Below are 20,566 nucleotides of genomic sequence, written 5' to 3'. Positions count from 1 at the left end.
GAGGTACTGGCCAACAGCGGCGTGGACCTCGCCGCGGAAGAACTCCTCGACGCGCTCTGGCTCGCCAGAACACTGCCAAGGGGCACCGGCCCCGTGGCCAGGGCAGCCGCCGGCACTGACCCCGGGCCCGTCACCCACCCCCGCTCCGAGGTGACCACACCCGTGCCCCCGACCCGCCGGACACGGACCCGCGCCCCACCCCAGAACTCGAACCCAGTTCGCCCGAACGGCCGCTGCACGTCGGCGCGAAACAGCGCCCACCGGTCGTCGTGCCTACCACGGCACACGGCGTCCGCGTGCCGGACACCCCTTCGGTAGACGTCGGCGAACGCCGCTCCGGCCGGTCGCTGCGTCCCTTGCGTCAGCGTTTCCCGAACCACCGCCGACCCGAACTCGACCTCGCCCGGACAGTGGCCGCCATGGCGGAGACCGGACTGCCGATCACGACCACCAGACCGCAACGAGACCGCTGGCTCTCCCTCGCGCTGGTCATCGACGACGGTGTCTCCATGTTCCTGTGGCAGCGACTGGCCTCGGACCTCCGCAAACTGATGGAACGAGCGGGCGCGTTCCGCGACGTTAGGGTCTACGGACTCGACACCCGGACCAGCAGGGCACCGCTGCTCAGCGCCCGACCCTACCGGGACAGCGGGCCGCACCGGCCACCCGTGAGCCTGAGCGACCCCACGGGAGACACCCTGGTGCTGATCGTCAGCGACGGCGTCGGCGAGGCCTGGCGGGACGGTCGGATGCGACAGGCCGTCGACCTGTGGGCCCGCCGCGGCCCGACCGCCATCGTGCACGTGCTGCCCACTCGCCTCTGGCGCGGCTCCGGAATCGCCGCCCGAACGTGGCACGTGAGATCGCACCGCCGTGGCGGCCCGACCGCCCAGTGGCAGGTCGCCGACCCGATCCTTCCTCCAGGGCTGGCCGACTTCGCCCCCGTCCCGGTACCGGTCCTCGAACCGGCGCCCGCCGCGATCGCCACCTGGGCGCGGCTCCTCGCCGCGCCGGGCGCCTCGGCGCTGCTCCCGCTGTGGAGCGATACGCCGGCGCCGGGCTCCGCCGTACCGTCCGAGGGCGAAACGGACCCCGTCCTGCGGTTCAGGGCCGCCGCATCGCCGGAGGCCTACCGGCTCGCCGCGCATCTCGCGGCCGTCGCACCCATCACCCCACCGGTAATGCGACTGGTGCGCAGCGCACTGGGCCCACCGACCGACGGCGGACACCTGGCAGAGGTCTTCCTCGGCGGACTGATGCACCAGACCAACCCGCCCGCGACGGAACTGCTTCCGCATCAGCGCCAGTTCGACTTCGCGCCGCACATCCGGCGCGGACTGCTGGGAGCACTCGCGCCGCACGAACTACTGCGCACCACCCGGACGGTCGCGGACCTCCTGGAAGCCTCCGTCGGCCGGTCCCCGGACTTCCCAGCCTGGGTCGGCCACCCCGGCGGCTCCGCGCTGATCACGGACGGCGAGCCGTCCTTCGGTTGGATGACCGACCGCCTGCTCGTCCACCTCGGGGTACCCCCGGCTGGCCCGACGGCCGACGTCGAACCCATCGGGCCCAGGACCACAGCCGCCGCCGACGGGGCCGCGGGCCCCGACCACGAGCTGAGCGCGTTGTCGCCCGACTGGTCGCCGACCTCGCCCACCGACCCCGCGCGCCTCGGTGCGTTCGACCTCTTCGCACGCAACCACAGCGGGTGGGGCGCGCTGTCGCTCTACCTGGCATGGGGACCGAACGGCGAGCTGGCCACCGTACGCACCACGGAGCGCCTGTTCGAGGACGACCCGGAGCAGGCCCGCGAACTCATCCGCACCGAGGCCGCCTGCCTGCATCGCATGGCGGGAGTCTCCGCCCCTGCGCTGCTCGACTGGCACGCGGCCCCGGGCCGGGACGCCCCGTGGCTGGCCGCCGCCTGCCTCCAGGCCAGCACCGGTGCCATCATGGCGCCGGCGCCGAACCTGCAGGACGTGTACGAGAGAAGCCGCGGTCCCGTCACGGCCGAACGCTTCGGGCAGATCGGCCGCAGCCTGGCCGCCGCCGTGCACCGGGCTCACCGATTGGGTCTGGTGCACGGCGCCCTGACCCCGAGGGCCGTACTGGCAACCGACGACGGAGTCCAGCTGATCGGCTGGATCACGGCCTCGGTCGACGGTGCGCACAGCCGCTACCGGCCGGGCTTCCAACGGAACCGGCTGTACGTGAAGGACGGGCCCCTCACGCAGTACCCGGAGAACCCGCGCGATCGGACAGCGGAGGTGATTGTCGCGGTCGGGCCGGGCCCGACGGTTGAGGGGGACATGTATTCGGTGGGTGCGGTGTTGATCGCTCTCGCCACCGGCCGGTGGCACGAGGTCCGGCCCGATTCCGCCACCATGGCGGCCCTCGCCGACTCAGACGTCGACCCCGACCTCGCCTGGCTCCTGTGGAGGTGCCTGAGCGACGACCCGGCGGCCCGCCCGCCCGCCGCCGACCTGATCGCAGACTTCGACCGGGTCACCGCGGCCCCGCCGGAGTCGGGTCCCCAAGTGGATTGCCTCGCAGGCGTGCAACGGGAGGTGGACCGGCTGCGGACGCTGGCGAGCCAGGACGCGCAGCGCTTCCAGCCTGCGCTGGCCCGAGCACTGAACGCCTTGGCCGACCGCTCGGCCGAGGCGAGTCGACCGGAGGCGGCAGAAGCCGCCGGTGCCGAAGCCATCGGGATCTTCCGCCGGCTCGCCGAACGCGATCCCCACGTCTTCCGGTCCGAGCTTGCACGGTCCTTGAACAACCTGGCGGTCCGCCTGGGTGCCGCAGGCCGCTTGGGCGAGGCGCAGGAGGCCATCGCCGAGGCGGTCGCCCTTCACCGGGAGGCGCGCTTGTCAGAACCGGAGTCGCACCATTCCGACCTCGCGCTCGCCCTGACCAACTGCTCGAACCTGCTGGCCGAGGCGGGGCGAACGGCGGAGGCCTTAGACTTGGCCCGCGAAGCCGAGGACCTGTACCGCTCGCCGTCCCTGCCCGACGTGTGGCGAATCCGGTCGGACCGGGCCAGGGCGCTGAACAACCTCGCGAACCGACTGGGCGACGCAGGGCTCGCGACGGACGCTCTCGACACAGCCACGGAAGCTGTGGCGCTGTACCGGGAGGCAGTGCAGCAGGAGCGCGGTGCCGGACTGCCCGAACTCGCCACGGCCCTCGACAACCTCGCCGTTCGGCTCGGCTCCATGGGCCGATACGAGGACGCCCGCGTGGCGCACGCGGAAGGTCTGGCGATCTGGCGCGCGCTGACCGGGACGCCGGACCACCGACACGGTGATGCGTTCCAGGCCTCCCAACGGATCGGGACATGGTTGGACGACGCTGCCCCGAGCGGCGCGTGACTTCGGACCGACGTCGCTGTCTCCTCCTAACGGCCGAGCGGCCCGTACGGACCTGAGGACTTCGGCACCCGGACCGCCGACGCGGTGACGGAGTTGCTCCGCTCCATCGGCGCCCGGGTCCGGGAACTTCCGGAACACGCTGGCTCATGCCGAGTACTGCATCGCCACCTGACCCGTCTCTGCGAAGCGGACGAGGAACGAAGGTTGAAAGGTGACCATCACCTCGCTGCGGCGTCGCTCGGCGATCCGTTGTAGAAGGTGGAAGGGGACCGCGCGCGGGATGATCCCACGATGAAGGAGAAGTTGCCGCCGATGATGTCCTGCTCCCGTGCGGGGATTCCTTCGCTGGCTCGGCTCCGGACCGGCGTCGATGCGTGAGGTGCGTTGCTCGTTCGCCGCATGAGTCTGCCTCTCGGTATACGGAAGCGGCGTGCGTAGCTCTGCACCTTCTACTCTGCAGGTCAGGTAAGGTGCCAGAGTGTTCCGCCGGTCTGGCTCGGCGACAACTCTTCCGTCATGAAGCGGGTGATCGAGCGGCTCTACGCCTGCTCGTCCGTCCTCAACGACCGTGGCCAGTACGCCTACTACGGCCGGGTCGGCGGTTGCCTGATCACCGGTAACGAGGACGGGGCCAAGCACTGCGCGATGAACGTGCTCTACAGCCTCCAGCACCTGGGCTTCACGATCCCGCCGCAGGCCGACGCGGCCTGGGTCGGCGAGGCCGGGCCGGGGCCGTCCTACCTGGACGAGGGCTCCGGCGGCCCCGAGAACGACTTCACCAATCGCAACGTGACCTTCATGACTGGAACCAGCTGCACCTGGCCCGGATGCTCAAGGACGCCGGCGGCCTCCCGGCCCACGGCAACCAGCGTTCCGCGTGGGACGCCGGCTGCCGCTTCGACTTCGAGAACCCCGAGCACCGGTAGGGCTCTTCGTCGGACCTGGTGGTCCTGGCCGGCGATGCGCTCACGGCCGCGACGGCGAGGGAGAATCGGCGGCTGCGTTGGTGATGACGGCGGTGGCGAGATCGGCGACGGTCAGGGCGCGGGCCCCGTCGAAGACCCGGATGTCGCTCAGCCACTGGTGGACGTCGGCGCGGTCGGCGCTGTTCGCGGTGAGGCCGGCGAGCGGGACGGTCAGGCCGTCGCCGAGGGCGGCTTCGTCGGCGACGGCGCGCAGCAGCTCGTCCAGGACGGCCGAGCCGAGCGCGCGGTACCTCGTGGTGGGGGGCCGGGCCGAGTACCGGGGTGAAGAGCTCACCTGACGGGGCGCCGGGGCGTGGAGATGTCCGGCGCGCCGCGTTCCGGGCGGGACGGGTGGGGTCACCGGTGTCCTGTCACGGCTTCTGCCCCTTGTGGGGCGGTTTCTCGTCCTTCTTCTCCTTCTTCGGGCCCTTGTCGTGGGGTGCTTCCGCAGGTCCGGCCGGTGCGGCGGGCCCGGGCGGTGGCGCGACCCGCGGGGCCGACCCGGATGACGTGCGGTCAACGGTGGTGTCGGCCGCCGGTGCCGGCGCGGGTGCGGTGGTGGGCACGGGTGTCGGGGAGGAGGGGGAGGGCGTAGGGGTGGGCGGGGGTGTCGGGGCGGAGGGGGAGGTGTTCTGCGGGTGCTGTGCGGACGGTCCCGCAGGGTGTCCCGTGCCGAAGGCCATGCTTCCGGCTCCGGCGGCGAGCAGCAGGCCGACCGTTCCCGCGGACAGGGCGATGCGCTTGCGCCGGGTGGTGTACCGGCGCGCGGGGGTTCGGTGTTCGGCGTCGGGGCGGTGGCCGTTCGGGGGTCGAGCAGGTCCGCGCAGGCCGCGGCGGTCGGGCGGGCCGCGGGGTCCGTCCGGGTCATGGCGCGTAGGGTCCGGGCGAGTGGCGCGGGTGTGCCCGGGGGAACGGTGGGGGAGTGCAGGAGGCGGGCCACCGCCGCCTCCATGGGGCCGCCCGGGTAGGCGCGCTGTCCGGTGAGGCACTCGATCAGCAGCAGGCCCAGGGCGTAGACGTCGGCGGGCGGCCGGGCGCCCTCGCCACGGATCTGCTCCGGTGCCAGGTAGGCGGGCGTGCCGACGACGAAGCCGGTCCTGGTCGCGTCGGCGTCCTCGGCGTACTCGTCCGAGGGGCGGCGCGCGATGCCGAAGTCCGTGAGCCGGGGGGTTCCGGACGCGTCGATCAGGACGTTGGACGGTTTGACGTCGCGGTGGACGACGCCGTGGGCGTGGACGAAGGCGAGGGTTCGAGCGAGTTCCCGGCCGAGCCGGAGCGTGGTGGAGGGGGACAGCGGTGACGTGCGCAGCACCTCGGCCAGCGTCGTCCGTCCACGAGTTCCAGGACGAGGTAGGGGCGGTCGCCGGTGCTGCCGTGGTCGTAGACCGCGACCACGCCATGGTGCTGGAGGCCGGCCAGTGTCCGTGCTTCGGCGGTGAACCGACGAGCGAAGTCCTCGGGGACGCCGTGGCGCAGGACCTTCAGCGCGACGTCCCGGCCCAGGCGCAGGTCGACGGCCCGCAGCACTTCGGCGGCGCCTCCCTCGCCGAGGGTGCCTTCGATCCGGTACCGGTCGGCGAACAGCGCCGTGCCGCCGGTGTCCTCTGTTGTCACGCTCATGCCACTCTCCGTCGCCGGATGGCCGACCGCACCGTGCCGATGGGCCGTGGTCCGTCGGCGCGTACCCCCGATGGACGGCGTGATGCCCGGCCCGCAGCCGGGACGCGTGCGACCGCCTCGCTGCGGGCGCACCCGGGCCGACCCGGTCCGGACGTCGGGAGCGCCTCGACCGCCTCCGCCTGCACCTTCCGCACTCCGGCGCTCGTGGCCGGGCGGATCGGGCCTTGGGGAACCCATCGTTCTCCTTCTCCTCGTTGACAGCGCTGGTCGCCTTCGCCCGGAGAACGCGTTCCCGAAGGACGAGGACCGGGGTGCAATCGCCCGGGGCCGGAGGCGGTGGCGGGAGGGTCCGTCGGTTCCGCCCGGAGGGCGATTCGCGCACGTCGCTTATAGGATGATCCTTAATAACTGGCTTGGAGCAAGATCATGTATGAAGGCCGACGTCGTGGTGCCCTCCTGACCCGACCCTCACGACATCCTGTGGTGACCGCTCCTCGGCAGTCGACGAAGGGGGCCGGATCTGAGGCGTCCACGATGCTCAAGGACGCCGGCTGCTGCTTCGACTTCGAGAACCCCGAGCACCGGTAGCCGGCGCCCCGCCCTGCCCCTCCGGACCCGCCCCGCCCCTCCGGACCCGGACGGCGACTCGAAAACCGGAGATGCGCGCGACCGCGTACCGCGGGGCCGGGCGGTGGCCTAGGCTCGGAGGCATGTCGAACCCCGACGGGCTGCTCGTCGATATCGCCGCGACGGTCGAATCCGAGCACAGCAACCAGATGTCCGTGACAGTAGTGGTTCCCGGTGCGGTGATCACCGGCAGGCTCGCGCCGGCCGCCCTGTGGTGGGAGCGGGTGGCGGACGTCCTGCGCACGTCCGACCACCTGAAACCGTTCGCCACCCTGTTCAGCCACCCCGCCGAGCCCGCGCCCTCCCCGCCCACCCACCTCCACCTGCACCGGGCGAAGATCCTCCAGGGCGACTTCGGACTGCCCCACACCGGCGGTATGTACCGGATCGCCATCGCCGACATCAGCGCCTGGTCGGTCGGCGACCTCAGCTACTCCGACGACTGACCGCCCCGTCCACCGGGCCCCGCCCCCCGCCGGGGCGGGGCCCGGCGTGTTCAATGGGCCCATGGACTCCAGGGACTCCAGAGACTCCACGGACGGGAACGGACGGGCCGCCAGCCGGACCGCGGTGCTGGTCTGCCAGGGCCGGGCGGTCGCCGACGGCCGCACCGCGACGGGACACTTCGCGGACCCGGTCGCCGTCCGGCTGCTGCGCCCCGCGGAACGGGCGGTGGTCGACGCCGTACGGGCCGGCACCCCGCCGCAGGGCTGGCAGGCCCGCACCGGCTACGAGAGCGTACGGGCCTGCGCCGAGGTGGCGGTGCCCCGGACGGTCGCCATCGACGAAGCCCTCCGGGAACGGGCCGACGGTCAGCTCGTCGTCCTGGGCGCCGGGTTGGACACCCGCGCCTGGCGGCTCGCCGCACTCGCCGGCACCGACGTGTGGGAGGTCGACCACCCCGCCTCCCAGCAGGACAAGCGCCGCCGCCTGGCCGACGCCGAAGTCCGGCCCGTCGCCCGGTCGGTGCGCTTCACCCCGGTCGACTTCGCCGTCGACGACCTCGGCGCGGCCCTGGCCGCCGCCGGACACGACGCCGCCGCCCCGACCACCTGGCTCTGGGAGGGCGTCGTCCCCTACCTCACCCGCGACCAGGTCCGCGCCACCCTCGCCGCGCTCACCGCCCGCTCCGCCCCCGGCAGCGCACTCGTCCTCAACTACCAGGCACCCTCGGCCGCAGCGACCGCCGGACGGCTGCTGACCCGGCTGCTGCGCAACTCCATCACCGCGGGCGAACCCTGGCGCTCCCTGTGGAAGCCGGAACGGATGACCGCCCTGCTCGCCGAACACGGCCTGCGGACGCGCTCCGACCAGGACCTGCTCACCCTCGCCCGGTCCCTCGACACCCCGGCCGCCACCCGCGCTTCGCTGCGCTCGGGCCGGGTGGCGGTCGCCGAACTCGCCTGAGGGGTGGGAGGAAGTGGGAAGGGGAGGGGTGCGGGGGTCGAGGAACATCGGAACGAAAACCGGCGCTGAGCCCGGATCGCCGCTGGTCGGCAGCTGACCGTCCGGACGGCGGCCGACGCCTTCCTCTACCCGCTCACCAACCCGAACACCGTCCGGAACTACGGCATCGCCCTCGAGAAGACCGCCGAGCACCTCGGCGAGGGCCGCCCGCTGGCCGCCGTCGCGGACGACGAGATCGGCGGGGCGCTGGAACTCCTCTGGGGCAGCTCGGCGGTGAACACCTGGAACGCCCGCCGCGGCGCGGTCCTCTCCTGGACCGGCTGGTGCGCCGGCGCGGCACGGTTCGCGCCGACTACGTGCTGGAGACGGTGTTCTGGGACGCCGGTACCGCCCGGCTGCTGCCGCGCCTGCTCAAGGGCCGCACCCGCGGGCCGGTGTTCGTCACCCACCGCCGCCCCGGACCCGGCAAGATGCTCTCAGCCCGGGACGTCTGCCCAGACACCGGCCCAGCCCGCCTCTCCTACGGCCAGGCCCGCGCGCTGCTCGACCAGCACACCGCGCACGCCGGGCCGGGCACCGGCTGGGACCTGCACGAGTACCGCCACTCCGGCTTGACCCACCTCGGCGAGCAGGGCGCCTCCGAGCTGATGCTGATGGCCAAGTCCCGGCACAAGAAGGTCGAGAACGTCCGCCGGTACTTCAAACCCTCGGCGGACGCCATCGCGGACGTCACCGCTCTGCTCGCACCCGGGACGCCCGCCGCTGACCCGCGCGCGGAGCGGTGCGCGCTGGTGTGCGCTCCAGCGCGCACCCCGGCAGGGCTGTTCGTCCTGGTGACGGGGCTGGTGAACTGGTTCACGGCCAGGCCCCGCGGTGCACCGCCCTTCACGCCGACACCGGCTACCCGGTGACGGGCCACAGGCTGGCCGGAGGAGCGTGAACGTCGTGCGGTTGCCCCCTGACCCCCTGACCCCCTGACCCCCTGACCCCCTGGACCTGCGGGACGTGCGGGACGTGCGTCGCCGTATCGATGCGGTGCTGGGCGAAGTCCCGCCAGCCGCCGTCCTGCTGGATCTCCCCGGCGTGCGAGTGGGCCGTGCCGTCCCGCTCTCCGTACTCCGCCAGCACCGAGGCGTCCTCGATTCCCGGCTGCTCGGCCGAGTACTCCGCCACCTCGTGCGGCACCTGCCGCGGGTCCGGCATGAACCGCCCCAGGAAGCGCACCGTCGTCAGCTGCACCGCGAATCCCAGCCGGTTGTGCGCCCGCCGCTTCGCCTGCACCTTCTCCCGGTCCGCGTCATCCAGGAAGAAGAACCGCTCCAGCTCCGCGCAGGCGGGGAGCAGGCTGCCGTAGTGGCCGTGCTGCTGCCGGACAAGGGGCCATCCCCGCGCCGGCGGACCGCGGCGCGCCTTTGAGTGGTGTGCATCGTGAAGTGGCAGGTCACGATGCACACCTACTCATAGGGACACCCCCGAAGGCTCGTCGGTGTCGGGCGGTCAGGGGCAGAAGGACGCCTTCACCGCGGCGACGATGACGGCTCCCTGCTCGGGGGTGAGGGTGACGCTGCCGCCGCTGAAGCGCTGCGCGGCGTTGTCGGCGAGGGTGGTGTCGTCCTTTCCGGCCTTGATCTCCTGGCAGACGTCGAGGGCCTTGCCGATGGCCTTGGCCTGGTCGGCGGCGAGGGCGGGGTCGACGGCCTCAAGGGCGGCGATCAGCCCTGCGGTCCGGGCGACGTTGGGCGACGGGACGCTGCCGATGGCCGGTGCGCCGGCGGCGGTCGGTGCGCTGGATGCCGGGGAGGCGGCGCTGCCGGCCGGGGCCGCGCTGGTGGTGGCGGGTGGGGGCGCGACGGGGGCGCTGCTGGTGGCGGAGGCGCTGCCGCTGCCGTCGTCGTCGCAGGCGGTCAGGGTGAGGAGTGCGGCGGCGGTCAGGCCGACCGTGAGAAGTCGGAGTCTCATGACTGACACGGTGTCAGCAGCGAGGGTATGGCGGTGCCGTTGTCGCTGGACCGTGACGAGGCCATGGCGCGGCCGGGACGGGGAGTCGGCGGTCGGCCGCGCACGGGCGGAGCGTCTGTGCGCGCATGCTCCGCCGACGCCACGGCCCTGCGCCCCACCGGCAGGAGCCCCCCGCTCCCCTCCCCGCATGCGCCCCTCGGAAAAGTCCAGCAGCGGCCCGGAGGGGCGGGCATCCAGCCGGTGCGCCGCGGTCGACGGACTGCCCGGCACCGGCCCCTGGGTCACTCGGCCGGTGCGCGGGCCGAAGGGCCCGGTCGATCAGGTTCCGCCGGGTTTGCCCGTCGAGACCAGCAGGAGGACGGACGAGCCCGGTGCCACCGGTTCTGCGCCGCCCCGGGGCTGACTGCTGATCACCTGCCCGGCGGGAGCGTTCCAGTCCGTGTGCCGCATGATCGTGCAGCTCAGTCCGAGTCCGCGCAGCAGACTTCCGGCCTGTTCGACCGGCATGCCGGCCAGGTCGGGCAGCGCGATGCCCCCTCCCGCGGTCTGCTCCTGCTCCTGTGTCGGAGTCGCATCGGCGCTTCCGCTCCTGGGGGTGCCGGTGGCGAGCGGGGTGCACGCCCCGTTCGCCGGTGGGGACAGGGACGGGAGGCAACCGGGCGCGGGCGGCACGGGCTTCAGCGCGAAGAACCCCACCGTGGCGCACGCCAGCACGCAGCACGCCGCAGCGGTGCCGAGGAGCGCCCGGCGGGTGCGGCTGCGGCTGACGGCTCGCTCGATCGCGGCCGCGTCGACGACCGGCGCCGTCGGCCCGTCGGCGAAGGAGGCCACCGCGGCACGCAGCTCGGCTTCGAGGCCGGGCTCGAACGGGGGCCGGTCCTGACGACGTGTTCCTCACTTCGTACCTCCGAAAGCGGCCGACGGCGTGTGCGGCGCCTGGGCGCCCGATACGGAATCGCGCAGCTTGGCCAGGCCGCGGGCGAGCTGGGACCTCACCGCACTCGGAGAGATGTCCAGGACGTCGGCGATCTGCCGGACGTCCAGATCGTGCAGGTAGTACAGGACCACCACGCTGCGCATGCCCATCGGCAGCCCGAGCAGTGCCTCGATCAGTTCCGCGCGCAGATCCACCTGCCCGAACCGGTCCCGGGGGTCGGCCGTCTCGGGCACCCCCGACAGCCCGGGGCGCTCGCCCCGGCGCGACAGCCGCCGCCAGCGGTCGTTTGGCCAGGTTTGACCAGCACTTTGCGCACGTACGCCTCCGGCGAGTCCGCCACCGCGACCTTCCGCCACTGTCGGCACGCCCGCTCCAGCGCCTCCTGCACCAGATCCTCGGCCACGTGCACGTCACCGGTCAGCGCATACGCGGCGCGGAACAACTCTCCCGACCGCTGTGCGACGAACTCCGTGAATCCGATGCCCGGACCGCTCCTGCGAAACCTCACCCGCCGACCTCCTCTCCTCGTCCCGTCCCGATCACTGCCCCCATGACGGCGGAACGGGGCCGGGTGCTGCACCGAGCCGCTGGAAGTGACGTGAATCACAGCCGGGACGGAAGGGTGCCCCAGGACCTCGCGCCGCTGCCGCCCGGGGTGCGGGCGGGGCCCGGCGAAGCGGAGGGCCGCCGGGCGGGCGGCCCGCAGTCGGCCGAGAAGAACGGGGGGCGCCTCTTGCCGGATACTACGGTGACCGTACTGCGGTGCGCCGGGTGAAGAACAAACGCTCCATGCAGGAGCCGACCTTCCTCCTCCTCACCGCGCTCGCCGACCGGCCGCGCCACGGCTACGCGCTCGGGGACGAGGTCGCCGCGATCTCCGACGGTCGGGTGCGACTGGGCGCAGGCAGTCTCTACGGCACCCTTGGCCGCCTGCTGCCTGCTGCCTGCTGGCCGAGGGGCTGATCCGCGTCGAGCGCGAGGAGACGGTGGACGGACGCCCCGACGCGTGTTCACCCTCACCCCGGACGGAGAACAGTCGCTCAGGACCGAGGCCGACCGTCTGCGCTCCGCCCTGCGCGAGGCGGACCGCCGCCTGGCGGCACCCGGACCCATTCCGCAGGAGGCTCGGCATGACCTCGAAGCACCCCCTGAACGCCTGGCTTCTCCGGCGGGCCCGACACCCGCACCGGCCCGTGCCGCAGCCGTCCAGCTCCGAGACCCGCGCCCCGGCCGGCACCGCCGGCAACTCGTCCAGCACCGCCCGCCGGCCGGACGTCAGCAGGCCGTCAGCAGGCCGTGCAGCGTCTCCCACAGCCGCTGGTTCGCCGTCTCCCGCACCGACGCCACCAGCCGGGCCGGCGTCGTCACCCCCGGCAGCAGCACCCTCCGCTCGCGCAGCCACCCCACCGCGGCGTCGAACAGCGCCTTCGGCCCCTCCCCGGTCGTCCAGGCCCGCGCGTCCACCCACGCCCGCAGCTCCGGCTCGACCTCGGCGAACTCCCGGTACTCCAACAGCCGCCGCAGCTCACGCACGTGGTCGAGCCGGGTGTTCTCCCGCTCGCCGTGCGCCTCCAGCACCGAGGCGTCCTCGATGTCCAGCTGCTCGGCCAGGTAGTCCGCGACCTCCACCGGTACGTCGGTCGGGTCGTCCAGGAACGCCCCGAGGTAGCGCACCGTCGTCAGCTGAGCGGCGAAGCCCAGCCGGTTGTGCGAGCGCCGCTTCGACTCCACCAGCTCCCGGTTCGCGTCGTCCAGGAAGAAGAACCGCTCCAGCTCCGCGCGGGCCGACGCCCCTCGGAACGCCGCGTACCCCGCGGCCTGCTCATCCGTCGGAAACTCGACCGGCACCCCGGACCTCCAGGCAGTTGATCAACACGACTGCCGAAGGTTCAACCACCACGGAACCGCAGGTCAACGGGCTCCGAAGAGCACGGAGGGCTTGGCGCCGGTTTTCGTTCCGATGTTCCTCAACCCCCGGTGCCGGGGGGTTCCGGTGGGGGCGCGTCGCGCTGTGCTCGGGCCAGGGTGGCGGTCGCCGAACTCGGCCCAGCGGGCGGGCCGTCGGGGGCGGTGGGTGCCGACGGGACGTCAGACGCCGACCGCCCGCGGCCCCTTCGGGCGGCGGGCGGCGGGCGGGCGGCGGCACGTGGCCGTCGGCGGCGCGGGTGGTCAGACCCGGATGCCGGGTTCTTCGGTTTCGGGGTGGGGGTGGGGTTCGGTCGTGGCGGTCCGATCGCGGCGGGTGAGGCGGGCGGCGAGGGGTTCGGTCCAGCGGGCGGCGAGGGGACCGATGATGACGAGGAGCAGGACGTAGGCGGTGGCGAGCGGGCCGAGGGAGGGTTCGATGCCGGCGGTGACGGCGAGTCCGGCGATGACGATGGAGAACTCGCGCGGGCGACCAGTGCGCCGCCGGCGCGCCAGCGGCCCTTGGTGGCGATGCCGGCCCGGCGGGCGGCCCAGTAGCCGGTGGCGATCTTGGTGAGGGCGGTGGTGAGGGCCAGGGCGAGGGCGGGCAGCAGGACGGGCGGGATGCTGGCGGGGTTGGTGTTGAGGCCGAAGAAGACGAAGAAGACGGCCGCGAACAGGTCGCGCAGCGGGCTGAGCAGGGTGTGGGCCCCTCGGCGGCTTCGCCGGACAGGGCGATGCCGACGAGGAACGCGCCGACGGCGGCCGAGACTTGGAGTTTCTGGGCGATGCCGGCGACCAGCAGGGTCAGGCCGAGGACGACGAGGAGCAGTTTCTCGGGTCGTCGTGGGAGACGAAGCGGGAGATGAGCCGTCCGTAGCGCAGGGCGACGAACAGGACGGCGCCGGCGGTGGCCAGGGCGATGGCGAGGGTGACGCTGCCGACCAGGAGTCCGGCCCCGGCCAGCAGGGCGGTGAGGATGGGCAGGTAGACGGCCATGGCGAGGTCCTCGAGGACCAGGATGCTGAGGATGACCGGGGTTTCGCGGTTGCCGAGCCGGCCGAGGTCGCCGAGGACCTTGGCGATGACGCCGGAGGAGGAGATCCAGGTGACGCCGGCCAGCACCACGGCGGCCACCGGGCCCCAGCCGAGCAGCAGGGCCATCGCGGCGCCGGGCAGGGCGTTGAAGACGAAGTCGACCAGTCCGGCGGGGTACTGGCTCTTGAGGTTGGTGACCAGGTCGGCGGCGGTGTACTCGAGGCCGAGCATCAGCAGCAGCAGGATGACGCCGATCTCGGCGCCGGTGGCGACGAACTCCTCGCTGGCGCTGAGCGGGAGCAGGCCGCCGTGGCCGAAGGCGAGGCCGCCGAGCAGGTAGAGCGGGATGGGGGAGAGACCGTAGCGGGAGCCTATTCGGCCGAGCAGCCCCAGGGTGAGGATGATCGCGCCGAGTTCGATGAAGACGGTGGCGGTGTGCAAGCGTTCACTCCCTTCCGAGGATCACGGCGGCGGCGTCCACGCCTTCGCGGGTGCCGATCAGGATGAGGGTGTCCCCGCCGGCCAGCCGGAAGTCCGGGGTGGGGGAGGGGACGGCGCCGGTGCGGCGCAGGACGGCGACGATGGAGACGCCGGTCTCGGTGCGCATCCGGGTCTCGCCGAGGCGCGTCCGTTCCAGTGCGAGGAGCCGGTCAGTTCGACGCGTTCGGCGACCAGGCCGAGGCCGGAGGTGTGCAGCAGGTTGGGGCTGTGGTGGGTGGGGGTGAGCGCGTCGATGAGCGCGGCGCTCTCACCCTCCGTCAGGTGCAGGGAGTGGGCGCAGGCGTCCGGGTCCTCGCGCCGGTAGGTGTTGACGGTGCGGGTGCCGTCGCGGTGGGCGATGACCGAGACGTGTTGGCGTTCTCGGGTGGTCAGGTCGTACCGCACGCCGATGCCGGGCAGCGGGTCGATTGCATGCGCGAGACGGGCACGGTGCATTCCTTCGGGTGCAGGTCGGGGCGGTCGTCCCACCCTTTCAGAGGTGGGCCCGAGATCGTAAGGGCCCACCAAAGGTAAAGGTATTCCCAAGAGGGTGACCTTCCCCACGCCGGGTCTCCCGTCCGGTCCGGGCCGGGTCTCCCGTTCGGCCTGGGACCGGGTCTCCCGTCCGGTCCCGGTCGGTGGCGGGCCGGGGCGGGGCGTCGGCTCCAGTGGAGCTCCCCGAACCGCGATATGGGAGAGCGCTCTCCGGCGTGATCCCGGGAAATCGAGATGTTGGCGTCAGGGTCTCTACTTTTCTCTCGCCATGAACTAACCTGATGCGGCGGCGTTTCCCCCAGGTGAAGCCGAGGTTTCAAGCCACCCCCACGGCAGGCTTGACGCCCGGTGCATCCTGGCGTGACACTCCGCCTGGAGAGCGCTCTCCGCTGTTTTCCCCACCCCACCCCACCCACCGCTCACAGCAGGAGGAGCCATGCGGCTCGCCCCTCCCCCTTCCGGTGCCCCCATGCGCCGGACGCCTGCCGTACTCGCCGCCGCGGCCCTGGTCGCCGGTGCCGTCATGACGATCCCGGGCACCGCGCAGGCCGCGGACTCGCTGATCTCGCAGGGCAAGGCGGTCACCGCGTCGTCCATCGAGAACGGCGGCACCACCGCGGCCGGCGCCGTCGACGGTGACCTCGGCACCCGCTGGGCCTCGGCGGCCTCCGACCAGCAGTGGCTGCAGGTCGACCTCGGTTCCGTCTCCAGTATCAGCAAGGTCCAGCTGAACTGGGAGACCGCGTACGGCAAGGCGTACCAGATCCAGACGTCCAACGACGGCACCACCTGGACGACGATCTACTCCACCACCACCGGCGCCGGCGGCACCGAGGTGCTGAACGTCTCCGGCTCCGGCCGTTACGTGCGGATGAACGGCATCACCCGCGGCACCGGATACGGCTACTCCCTCTGGGAGTTCCAGGTGTACGGCACCCTCGGTGGCACGCCCACCGGCAACCCGTCCACCCCGACGGGCGGGACCTGCTCCACCGACAACGCGGCCCAGGGCAAGACCGCCACCGCCTCCTCCACCGAGAACGGCGGCACCCCGGCTTCCGCCGCGGTCGACGGCAACCTCGGCACCCGCTGGTCCTCGGCCGCCGCCGACCCGCAGTGGCTCCAGGTCGACCTCGGCTCCGTGCAGCAGCTGTGCAAGGTCGACCTCAAGTGGGAGGCCGCGTACGGCAAGTCGTACCAGATCCAGGCGTCCAGCGACGGCACCACCTGGGCGACGATCTACTCCACCACCACCGGCGCCGGCGGCAACGAGACGCTCAACGTCTCCGGCTCCGGCCGCTACGTGCGGCTGTACGGCACCCAGCGCGCCACCAACTACGGCTACTCGCTGTGGGAGCTGGGCGTGCACACCGGTGGCGGCACCTCCACCGTCCCGCCGGTGCAGGGCGGCGGCGACCTCGGCCCGAACGTGCTGGTCTTCGACCCGTCCACGCCGAACATCCAGGCCACGGTCGACCAGGTCTTCGCCAAGCAGGAGTCGAACCAGTTCGGCACCGACCGCTACGCGCTGCTGTTCAAGCCGGGCACGTACAACAACATCAACGCCCAGATCGGCTTCTACACCTCGATCGCGGGCCTGGGCCTGAACCCGGACGACACCACCTTCAACGGCGACGTCACCGTCGACGCGGGCTGGTTCAACGGCAACGCCACCCAGAACTTCTGGCGCTCCGCCGAGAACCTGCACCTCAAGCCGGTCAGCGGCACCGACCGCTGGGCCGTCTCGCAGGCCGCGCCGTTCCGCCGGATGCACGTCGAGGGCGGCCTCAACCTCGCCCCGCCAGCTACGGCTGGGCGTCGGGCGGCTACATCGCCGACTCCAAGATCGACGGCCAGGTCGGCAACTACTCGCAGCAGCAGTGGTACACCCGCGACAGCTCCATCGGCGGGTTCTCCAACGGCGTGTGGAACCAGACCTTCTCCGGTGTCCAGGGCGCCCCCGCCCAGGGCTTCCCGAACCCGCCGTACACCACGCTCGACACCACGCCGATCTCGCAGGAGAAGCCGTTCCTGTACCTGGACGGCAACGCCTACAAGGTGTTCGTGCCCGCCAAGCGCACCAACGCCCGCGGCACCTCCTGGGGCAACGGCACCCCGCAGGGCGCCTCGCTGCCGCTCAGCCAGTTCTACGTGGTGAAGGCCGGCGCCACCGCCGCCAGCATCAACCAGGCGCTCGCCCAGGGCCTGAACCTGCTCTTCACCCCCGGCGTCTACCACGTCGACCAGAGCATCAACATCACCCGTCCGGACACCGTGGTGCTCGGCCTCGGCCTCGCCACCGTCATCCCGGACAACGGCGTGACCGCGCTCAAGGTCGCCGACGTCGACGGCGTCAAGGTCTCCGGCCTGCTGCTGGACGCCGGCACCGTCAACTCCCCGGCCCTGCTCCAGGTCGGCAACGACACCCCGGGCGCGAACCACGCGGCCGACCCGATCGTCATCCAGGACGTCTTCGTCCGGGTCGGCGGCGTCACCGCCGGCAAGGCCACCAACGGCATGGTGATCAACAGCAACAACACCATCGTCGACCACACCTGGATCTGGCGCGCCGACCACGGCGCGGGCGTCGGCTGGGAGAGCAACCGCTCCGACTACGGCTTCGTCGTCGGCGGCAACGACGTCCTCGCCACCGGCCTGTTCGTCGAGCACTTCAACAAGTACGACGTGTGGTGGAAGGGCAACGGCGGCCGGACGATCTTCTTCCAGAACGAGAAGGCGTACGACGCCCCCAACCAGGCCGCGATCCAGAACGGCAGCACCAAGGGCTACGCCGCCTACAAGGTCGAGAACAACGTCACCACCCACGAGGGCTGGGGCCTGGGCAGCTACTGCTACTTCAACGTCGACCCGACCATCGTGATGGACCACGGCTTCGAGGTCCCGAACGCACCCGGCGTCAAGCTGCACGACGTCCTGGTCAACTCGCTGGGCGGCAACGGCCAGTTCCTGCACGTGGTCAACAACACCGGCGCCGGGACCTCCGGCACCGGGACCGTCCCCTCCAACCTGGTCTCCTACCCGTAACCGGAAACCACGGCCAGTACGGAACCGGCGGCCACCGTCCCCATGCCCGGGGCGGTGGCCGCCACCGTTTTTGTCCCGCGGACCGGGCCGATCGCGCGGACCGCGCCGACCGCGCTGACCGCGTCGACCGGGCGGACCGGGCCGATCGCACCGGGCGCGAACGCGGAGAAGCCGGGCACCGCGCCCCGTGCAGGGGGAAGGGCGCGGTGCCCGGCGTGCCCTGCCGGGCCGGGGTGGGACCGGGTGGGGCCCGGGCCGGCAGGGGTGGGGGCGGACGGGCGGTGGGGGCCGCCCGGCCGCCTGGTTCAGGGGTGCCGGAGGCGGGGCGGCGGGGTCGGCGTGCCATCCTCGGTCCTCCTCCTGTTCCTCGGGGCGCTCGGCGGGGTGCTCCCGGGACGTTCCCGGGACGTTCCCGGGACGTTCCCGGGACGTTCCCGGGACGTTCCCGGGGTGCGTCGCGCACGTATCGGAGACCGCGGCCGGGGGCGCCCGCCAACACAAATTCCGGCCCGGGCGGAGAATTTCTGTTGGCGGCCACCCCCGGGGCCGGTCTCCCAGGACGGAGCGCGATCCCGCCGCAGCTCCCACCCCACGTAGAGGAATGGACCCATGCCGCACACCAGACGCAGTGGACCCGACGCCGCAACGGTGGCGGCGGCGCGCGCCGGGGACCGGCAGGCGCTGGAACACCTGGTGGCCCAGAGCCTGCCGCTGGTCTACAACATCGTCGGCCGCGCGCTGAACGGCCACGCCGACACCGACGACGTCGTACAGGAGACGCTGTTGCGCACGGTCCGCGGACTGCCCGACCTGCGGGACCCGGCCGCCTTCCGGTCCTGGTTGGTGGCCATCGCCGTCCGGCAGGTCCGCAACCGCCAGCAGGACCGGGCCGCGGCCCTCGACCGGTCCGCCCGGCTGGAGGAGGCCGAGGCGATACCGGACCCCGCGCTCGACTTCGCCGGGCTGACCGTCCTGCGCCTGGGCCTCACCGAACAGCGCCGCGAGATCGCCGAGGCCACCCGCTGGCTCGACCCCGACGACCGCGAACTGCTCGCGCTCTGGTGGCTCAAGGAGACCGGCGAACTCGAACAGGCCGACCTGGTCGCCGCGCTCGGCCTCAGCTCCGGCCACGCCGCCGTCCGGACCGGCCGGATGAAGAAGCAACTGGACCTCTCCCGCCTGCTGGTGCGCGCCCTGGCCGCCGACCCGCGCTGCCCCGGACTGGCCGAGACCGCCGCCACCTGGGACGGCACCCCCGGCCCGCTGTGGCGCAAGCGCCTGGCCCGGCACGTGCGCGACTGCGAACGCTGCACCGGCGGACGCAGCGAACTGCTCCCCGCCGAACGGCTGCTGTACGGCCTGCCGCTGCTGGCCGTCCCGCCGAGCCTCGACTCGGCCCGCATCCTCGCCGCGCTCGCCCTGGACGGCACGCACCCCGGCGCGCCCTCCGATCCTGCCGGTCCCTCCGGCCCGGCCGGTGACGGCCCGTCCGGTTCCTCCGGTTCCTCCGGCTCCTCCGGCGGCGCTCCGGGCGGGCAGCGGCCCCGGCGGGGCTCCGGCCACCGGCGGCCGCGCTCCGCCCGGACGAAGCCGCTGCTCTCCAAGCCGGTGCTGGGCGGGGTGGCGGCGGTGGCGCTGGTGGCCGCCGCCGTCCTGACCGGGGCCGAGCTGGTGCCGGGGCAGGGCGCCGCCCCGGCGGCGGCGCCCGTACCGGCCGGGGCCGTCGCGCCGCCCACGGCCGCCGAGGCGACGGCGCTGCCGGTCCTCGACGGAACGTCACCGTCGCCCTCGCCGTCCGACTCGCCCTCGCCGTCCGACTCGTCCTTGCCGTCCGACTCGTCCTCGCCTTCGTCCTCGCCGTCCGGCTCCGCGTCGGCGTCGGCGTCCGTGTCCGCGTCGTCCCCCGCGGCCGCCCCGGCGCAGCAGAACCCCGTCGCCACCTCCGCGCGCAAGGGCGTCGGCGTGTGGTCCTTCACCGGGGTGAACCAGGCGCTCGCCGCCTCCGGCGCGGGCTGGTACTACACCTGGGCCCCGCAGCACCCCGGCATCACCACGCCCGCCTCGGCTTCCTTCGTCCCGATGATCTGGGGCGCGTCCTCGGTCACCGACGCCGCCCTCGCCCAGGCCCGCGCCAACGGCCCCTACCTGCTCGGGTTCAACGAGCCCGACATGGCCGCCCAGTCGAACATGACGGTCGACCAGGCGCTGGAGCTGTGGCCGAAGCTGATGCAGGCCGGGCAGACCCTGGGCAGCCCGGCCGTCGCGTACGGGGCCGACACGCCCGGCGGCTGGCTGGACCGCTTCATGACCGGCGCCGCCGCCAAGGGCTACCGGGTCGACTTCATCACGCTGCACTGGTACGGCGGTGACTTCCGCACCCCGCAGGCCGTCCAGCAGCTGACCTCCTACCTGGAGGCGGTCCACCAGCGCTACCACAAGCCGATCTGGCTCACCGAGTACGCCCTGATCGACTTCTCCCAGGGCACCCGCTTTCCGACCGCCGACCAGCAGGCCGCCTTCGTCACCGCCTCCACCAAGGCCCTCGACGCGCTGCCCTACCTCCAGCGCTACGCCTGGTTCGGCCTCGGCGCGGACCCGGCGAAGCTCAGCAGCGGCCTGTTCACCGACGGGACGACCGCCACCGCCGCCGGACGCGCGTACCAGGCCGCCCGCTGACGGCTCCGCCGTGACGCCGTTCCGCCCGCCGACCCGTTGCG

General features: G+C 72.9%; 11 protein-coding genes and 8 pseudogenes. 9 read left to right on the top strand and 10 right to left on the bottom strand.

The features are described 5' to 3' along the window. Window positions 1–209 precede the first annotated feature (209 nt). From QMQ26_RS05295 to QMQ26_RS05285, 3 genes and pseudogenes are all read left to right on the top strand, one after another. Window positions 210–1,355, top strand: a pseudogene (locus QMQ26_RS05295) (SAV_2336 N-terminal domain-related protein); the annotation flags it as partial. Window positions 1,356–1,496: 141 nt separating this feature from the next. Next, window positions 1,497–3,371, top strand: coding sequence for a tetratricopeptide repeat-containing protein kinase family protein (locus tag QMQ26_RS37340; RefSeq protein WP_318552262.1), 1,875 nt, complete (start codon window positions 1,497–1,499; stop codon window positions 3,369–3,371). A gap of 486 nt (window positions 3,372–3,857) precedes the next feature. After that, window positions 3,858–4,297, top strand: a pseudogene (locus QMQ26_RS05285) (flavodoxin family protein); the annotation flags it as partial. Window positions 4,298–4,337: 40 nt separating this feature from the next. Here the strand turns inward: QMQ26_RS05285 and QMQ26_RS05280 are convergent. Further along, window positions 4,338–4,631: a hypothetical protein gene (locus QMQ26_RS05280; protein ID WP_282204927.1), complete on the bottom strand. Its 294-nt coding sequence runs from the start codon at window positions 4,629–4,631 to the stop codon at window positions 4,338–4,340. A gap of 582 nt (window positions 4,632–5,213) precedes the next feature. Next, window positions 5,214–5,956 (bottom strand): annotated as a pseudogene (locus QMQ26_RS38150) (serine/threonine-protein kinase); the annotation flags it as partial. Between the two features lie 710 nt (window positions 5,957–6,666). Between QMQ26_RS38150 and QMQ26_RS05270 the strand changes: the two are divergent. The 3 genes and pseudogenes from QMQ26_RS05270 to QMQ26_RS05260 form a co-directional block, all read left to right on the top strand. Continuing rightward, window positions 6,667–7,029 carry a hypothetical protein gene (locus tag QMQ26_RS05270; RefSeq protein ID WP_100835085.1) on the top strand — a complete coding sequence of 121 codons (363 nt, stop codon included), beginning with the start codon at window positions 6,667–6,669 and terminating at the stop codon, window positions 7,027–7,029. A 61-nt stretch (window positions 7,030–7,090) separates the two neighbouring features. Then, window positions 7,091–7,990: a class I SAM-dependent methyltransferase gene (locus tag QMQ26_RS05265; protein ID WP_282204925.1), complete on the top strand. Its 900-nt coding sequence runs from the start codon at window positions 7,091–7,093 to the stop codon at window positions 7,988–7,990. 93 nt (window positions 7,991–8,083) lie between these two features. Then, window positions 8,084–8,742 (top strand): annotated as a pseudogene (locus QMQ26_RS05260) (site-specific integrase); the annotation flags it as partial. A 148-nt stretch (window positions 8,743–8,890) separates the two neighbouring features. Here QMQ26_RS05260 and QMQ26_RS05255 read toward each other — a convergent pair. The 5 genes from QMQ26_RS05255 to QMQ26_RS05235 all read right to left on the bottom strand — a co-directional run bounded on the left by QMQ26_RS05255 (window position 8,891) and on the right by QMQ26_RS05235 (window position 11,289). Further along, the gene (locus QMQ26_RS05255; RefSeq protein WP_282204924.1) at window positions 8,891–9,442 is read right to left on the bottom strand and encodes a DUF4158 domain-containing protein; all 552 of its coding nucleotides are present in this window, start codon (window positions 9,440–9,442) and stop codon (window positions 8,891–8,893) included. 45 nt (window positions 9,443–9,487) lie between these two features. After that, on the bottom strand, window positions 9,488–9,949 hold the full coding sequence (locus QMQ26_RS05250) for a DUF732 domain-containing protein (protein WP_282204923.1): 462 nt from the start codon (window positions 9,947–9,949) through the stop codon (window positions 9,488–9,490). 318 nt (window positions 9,950–10,267) lie between these two features. Continuing rightward, window positions 10,268–10,780: a PASTA domain-containing protein gene (locus QMQ26_RS05245; protein WP_282204922.1), complete on the bottom strand. Its 513-nt coding sequence runs from the start codon at window positions 10,778–10,780 to the stop codon at window positions 10,268–10,270. Between the two features lie 63 nt (window positions 10,781–10,843). Continuing rightward, window positions 10,844–11,119 carry an RNA polymerase sigma factor gene (locus QMQ26_RS05240; protein ID WP_282204921.1) on the bottom strand — a complete coding sequence of 92 codons (276 nt, stop codon included), beginning with the start codon at window positions 11,117–11,119 and terminating at the stop codon, window positions 10,844–10,846. Further along, the gene (locus tag QMQ26_RS05235) at window positions 11,059–11,289 is read right to left on the bottom strand and encodes a SigE family RNA polymerase sigma factor (RefSeq protein WP_282206429.1); all 231 of its coding nucleotides are present in this window, start codon (window positions 11,287–11,289) and stop codon (window positions 11,059–11,061) included. Before QMQ26_RS05235 ends, QMQ26_RS05240 begins: the two co-directional genes overlap by 61 nt. Window positions 11,290–11,657: 368 nt before the next feature. Here QMQ26_RS05235 and QMQ26_RS05230 point away from each other — a divergent pair, with 368 nt between their 5' ends. Continuing rightward, complete coding sequence (locus QMQ26_RS05230) at window positions 11,658–11,849, top strand: PadR family transcriptional regulator (protein ID WP_404814071.1); 192 nt, start codon at window positions 11,658–11,660, stop codon at window positions 11,847–11,849. Between the two features lie 185 nt (window positions 11,850–12,034). On the opposite strand, the pseudogene QMQ26_RS05225 reads toward QMQ26_RS05230, so the two are convergent. From QMQ26_RS05225 to QMQ26_RS05215, 3 pseudogenes are all read right to left on the bottom strand, one after another. Further along, window positions 12,035–12,734: pseudogene (locus tag QMQ26_RS05225) on the bottom strand (DUF4158 domain-containing protein); the annotation flags it as partial. Window positions 12,735–13,055: 321 nt separating this feature from the next. Beyond that, window positions 13,056–14,270: pseudogene (locus QMQ26_RS05220) on the bottom strand (cation:proton antiporter). Window positions 14,271–14,274: 4 nt separating this feature from the next. Continuing rightward, window positions 14,275–14,765: pseudogene (locus QMQ26_RS05215) on the bottom strand (cation:proton antiporter regulatory subunit). 508 nt (window positions 14,766–15,273) lie between these two features. On the opposite strand from QMQ26_RS05215, the pseudogene QMQ26_RS38145 reads away from it, so the two are divergent. Next, a pseudogene (locus QMQ26_RS38145) lies at window positions 15,274–17,849 on the top strand (discoidin domain-containing protein). Between the two features lie 609 nt (window positions 17,850–18,458). After that, window positions 18,459–20,525 (top strand): sigma-70 family RNA polymerase sigma factor, encoded by a 2,067-nt coding sequence (locus tag QMQ26_RS05200; protein ID WP_282204918.1) that lies wholly within the window; start codon window positions 18,459–18,461, stop codon window positions 20,523–20,525. Window positions 20,526–20,566: the final 41 nt, after the last annotated feature.

It is taken from the genome of Kitasatospora fiedleri, from assembly GCF_948472415.1.
GTDB lineage: Bacteria > Actinomycetota > Actinomycetes > Streptomycetales > Streptomycetaceae > Kitasatospora > Kitasatospora fiedleri.
The sequence above is the reverse complement of the archived record's forward strand: the minus strand, read 5'-3'. Positions and strand labels throughout refer to the sequence as shown.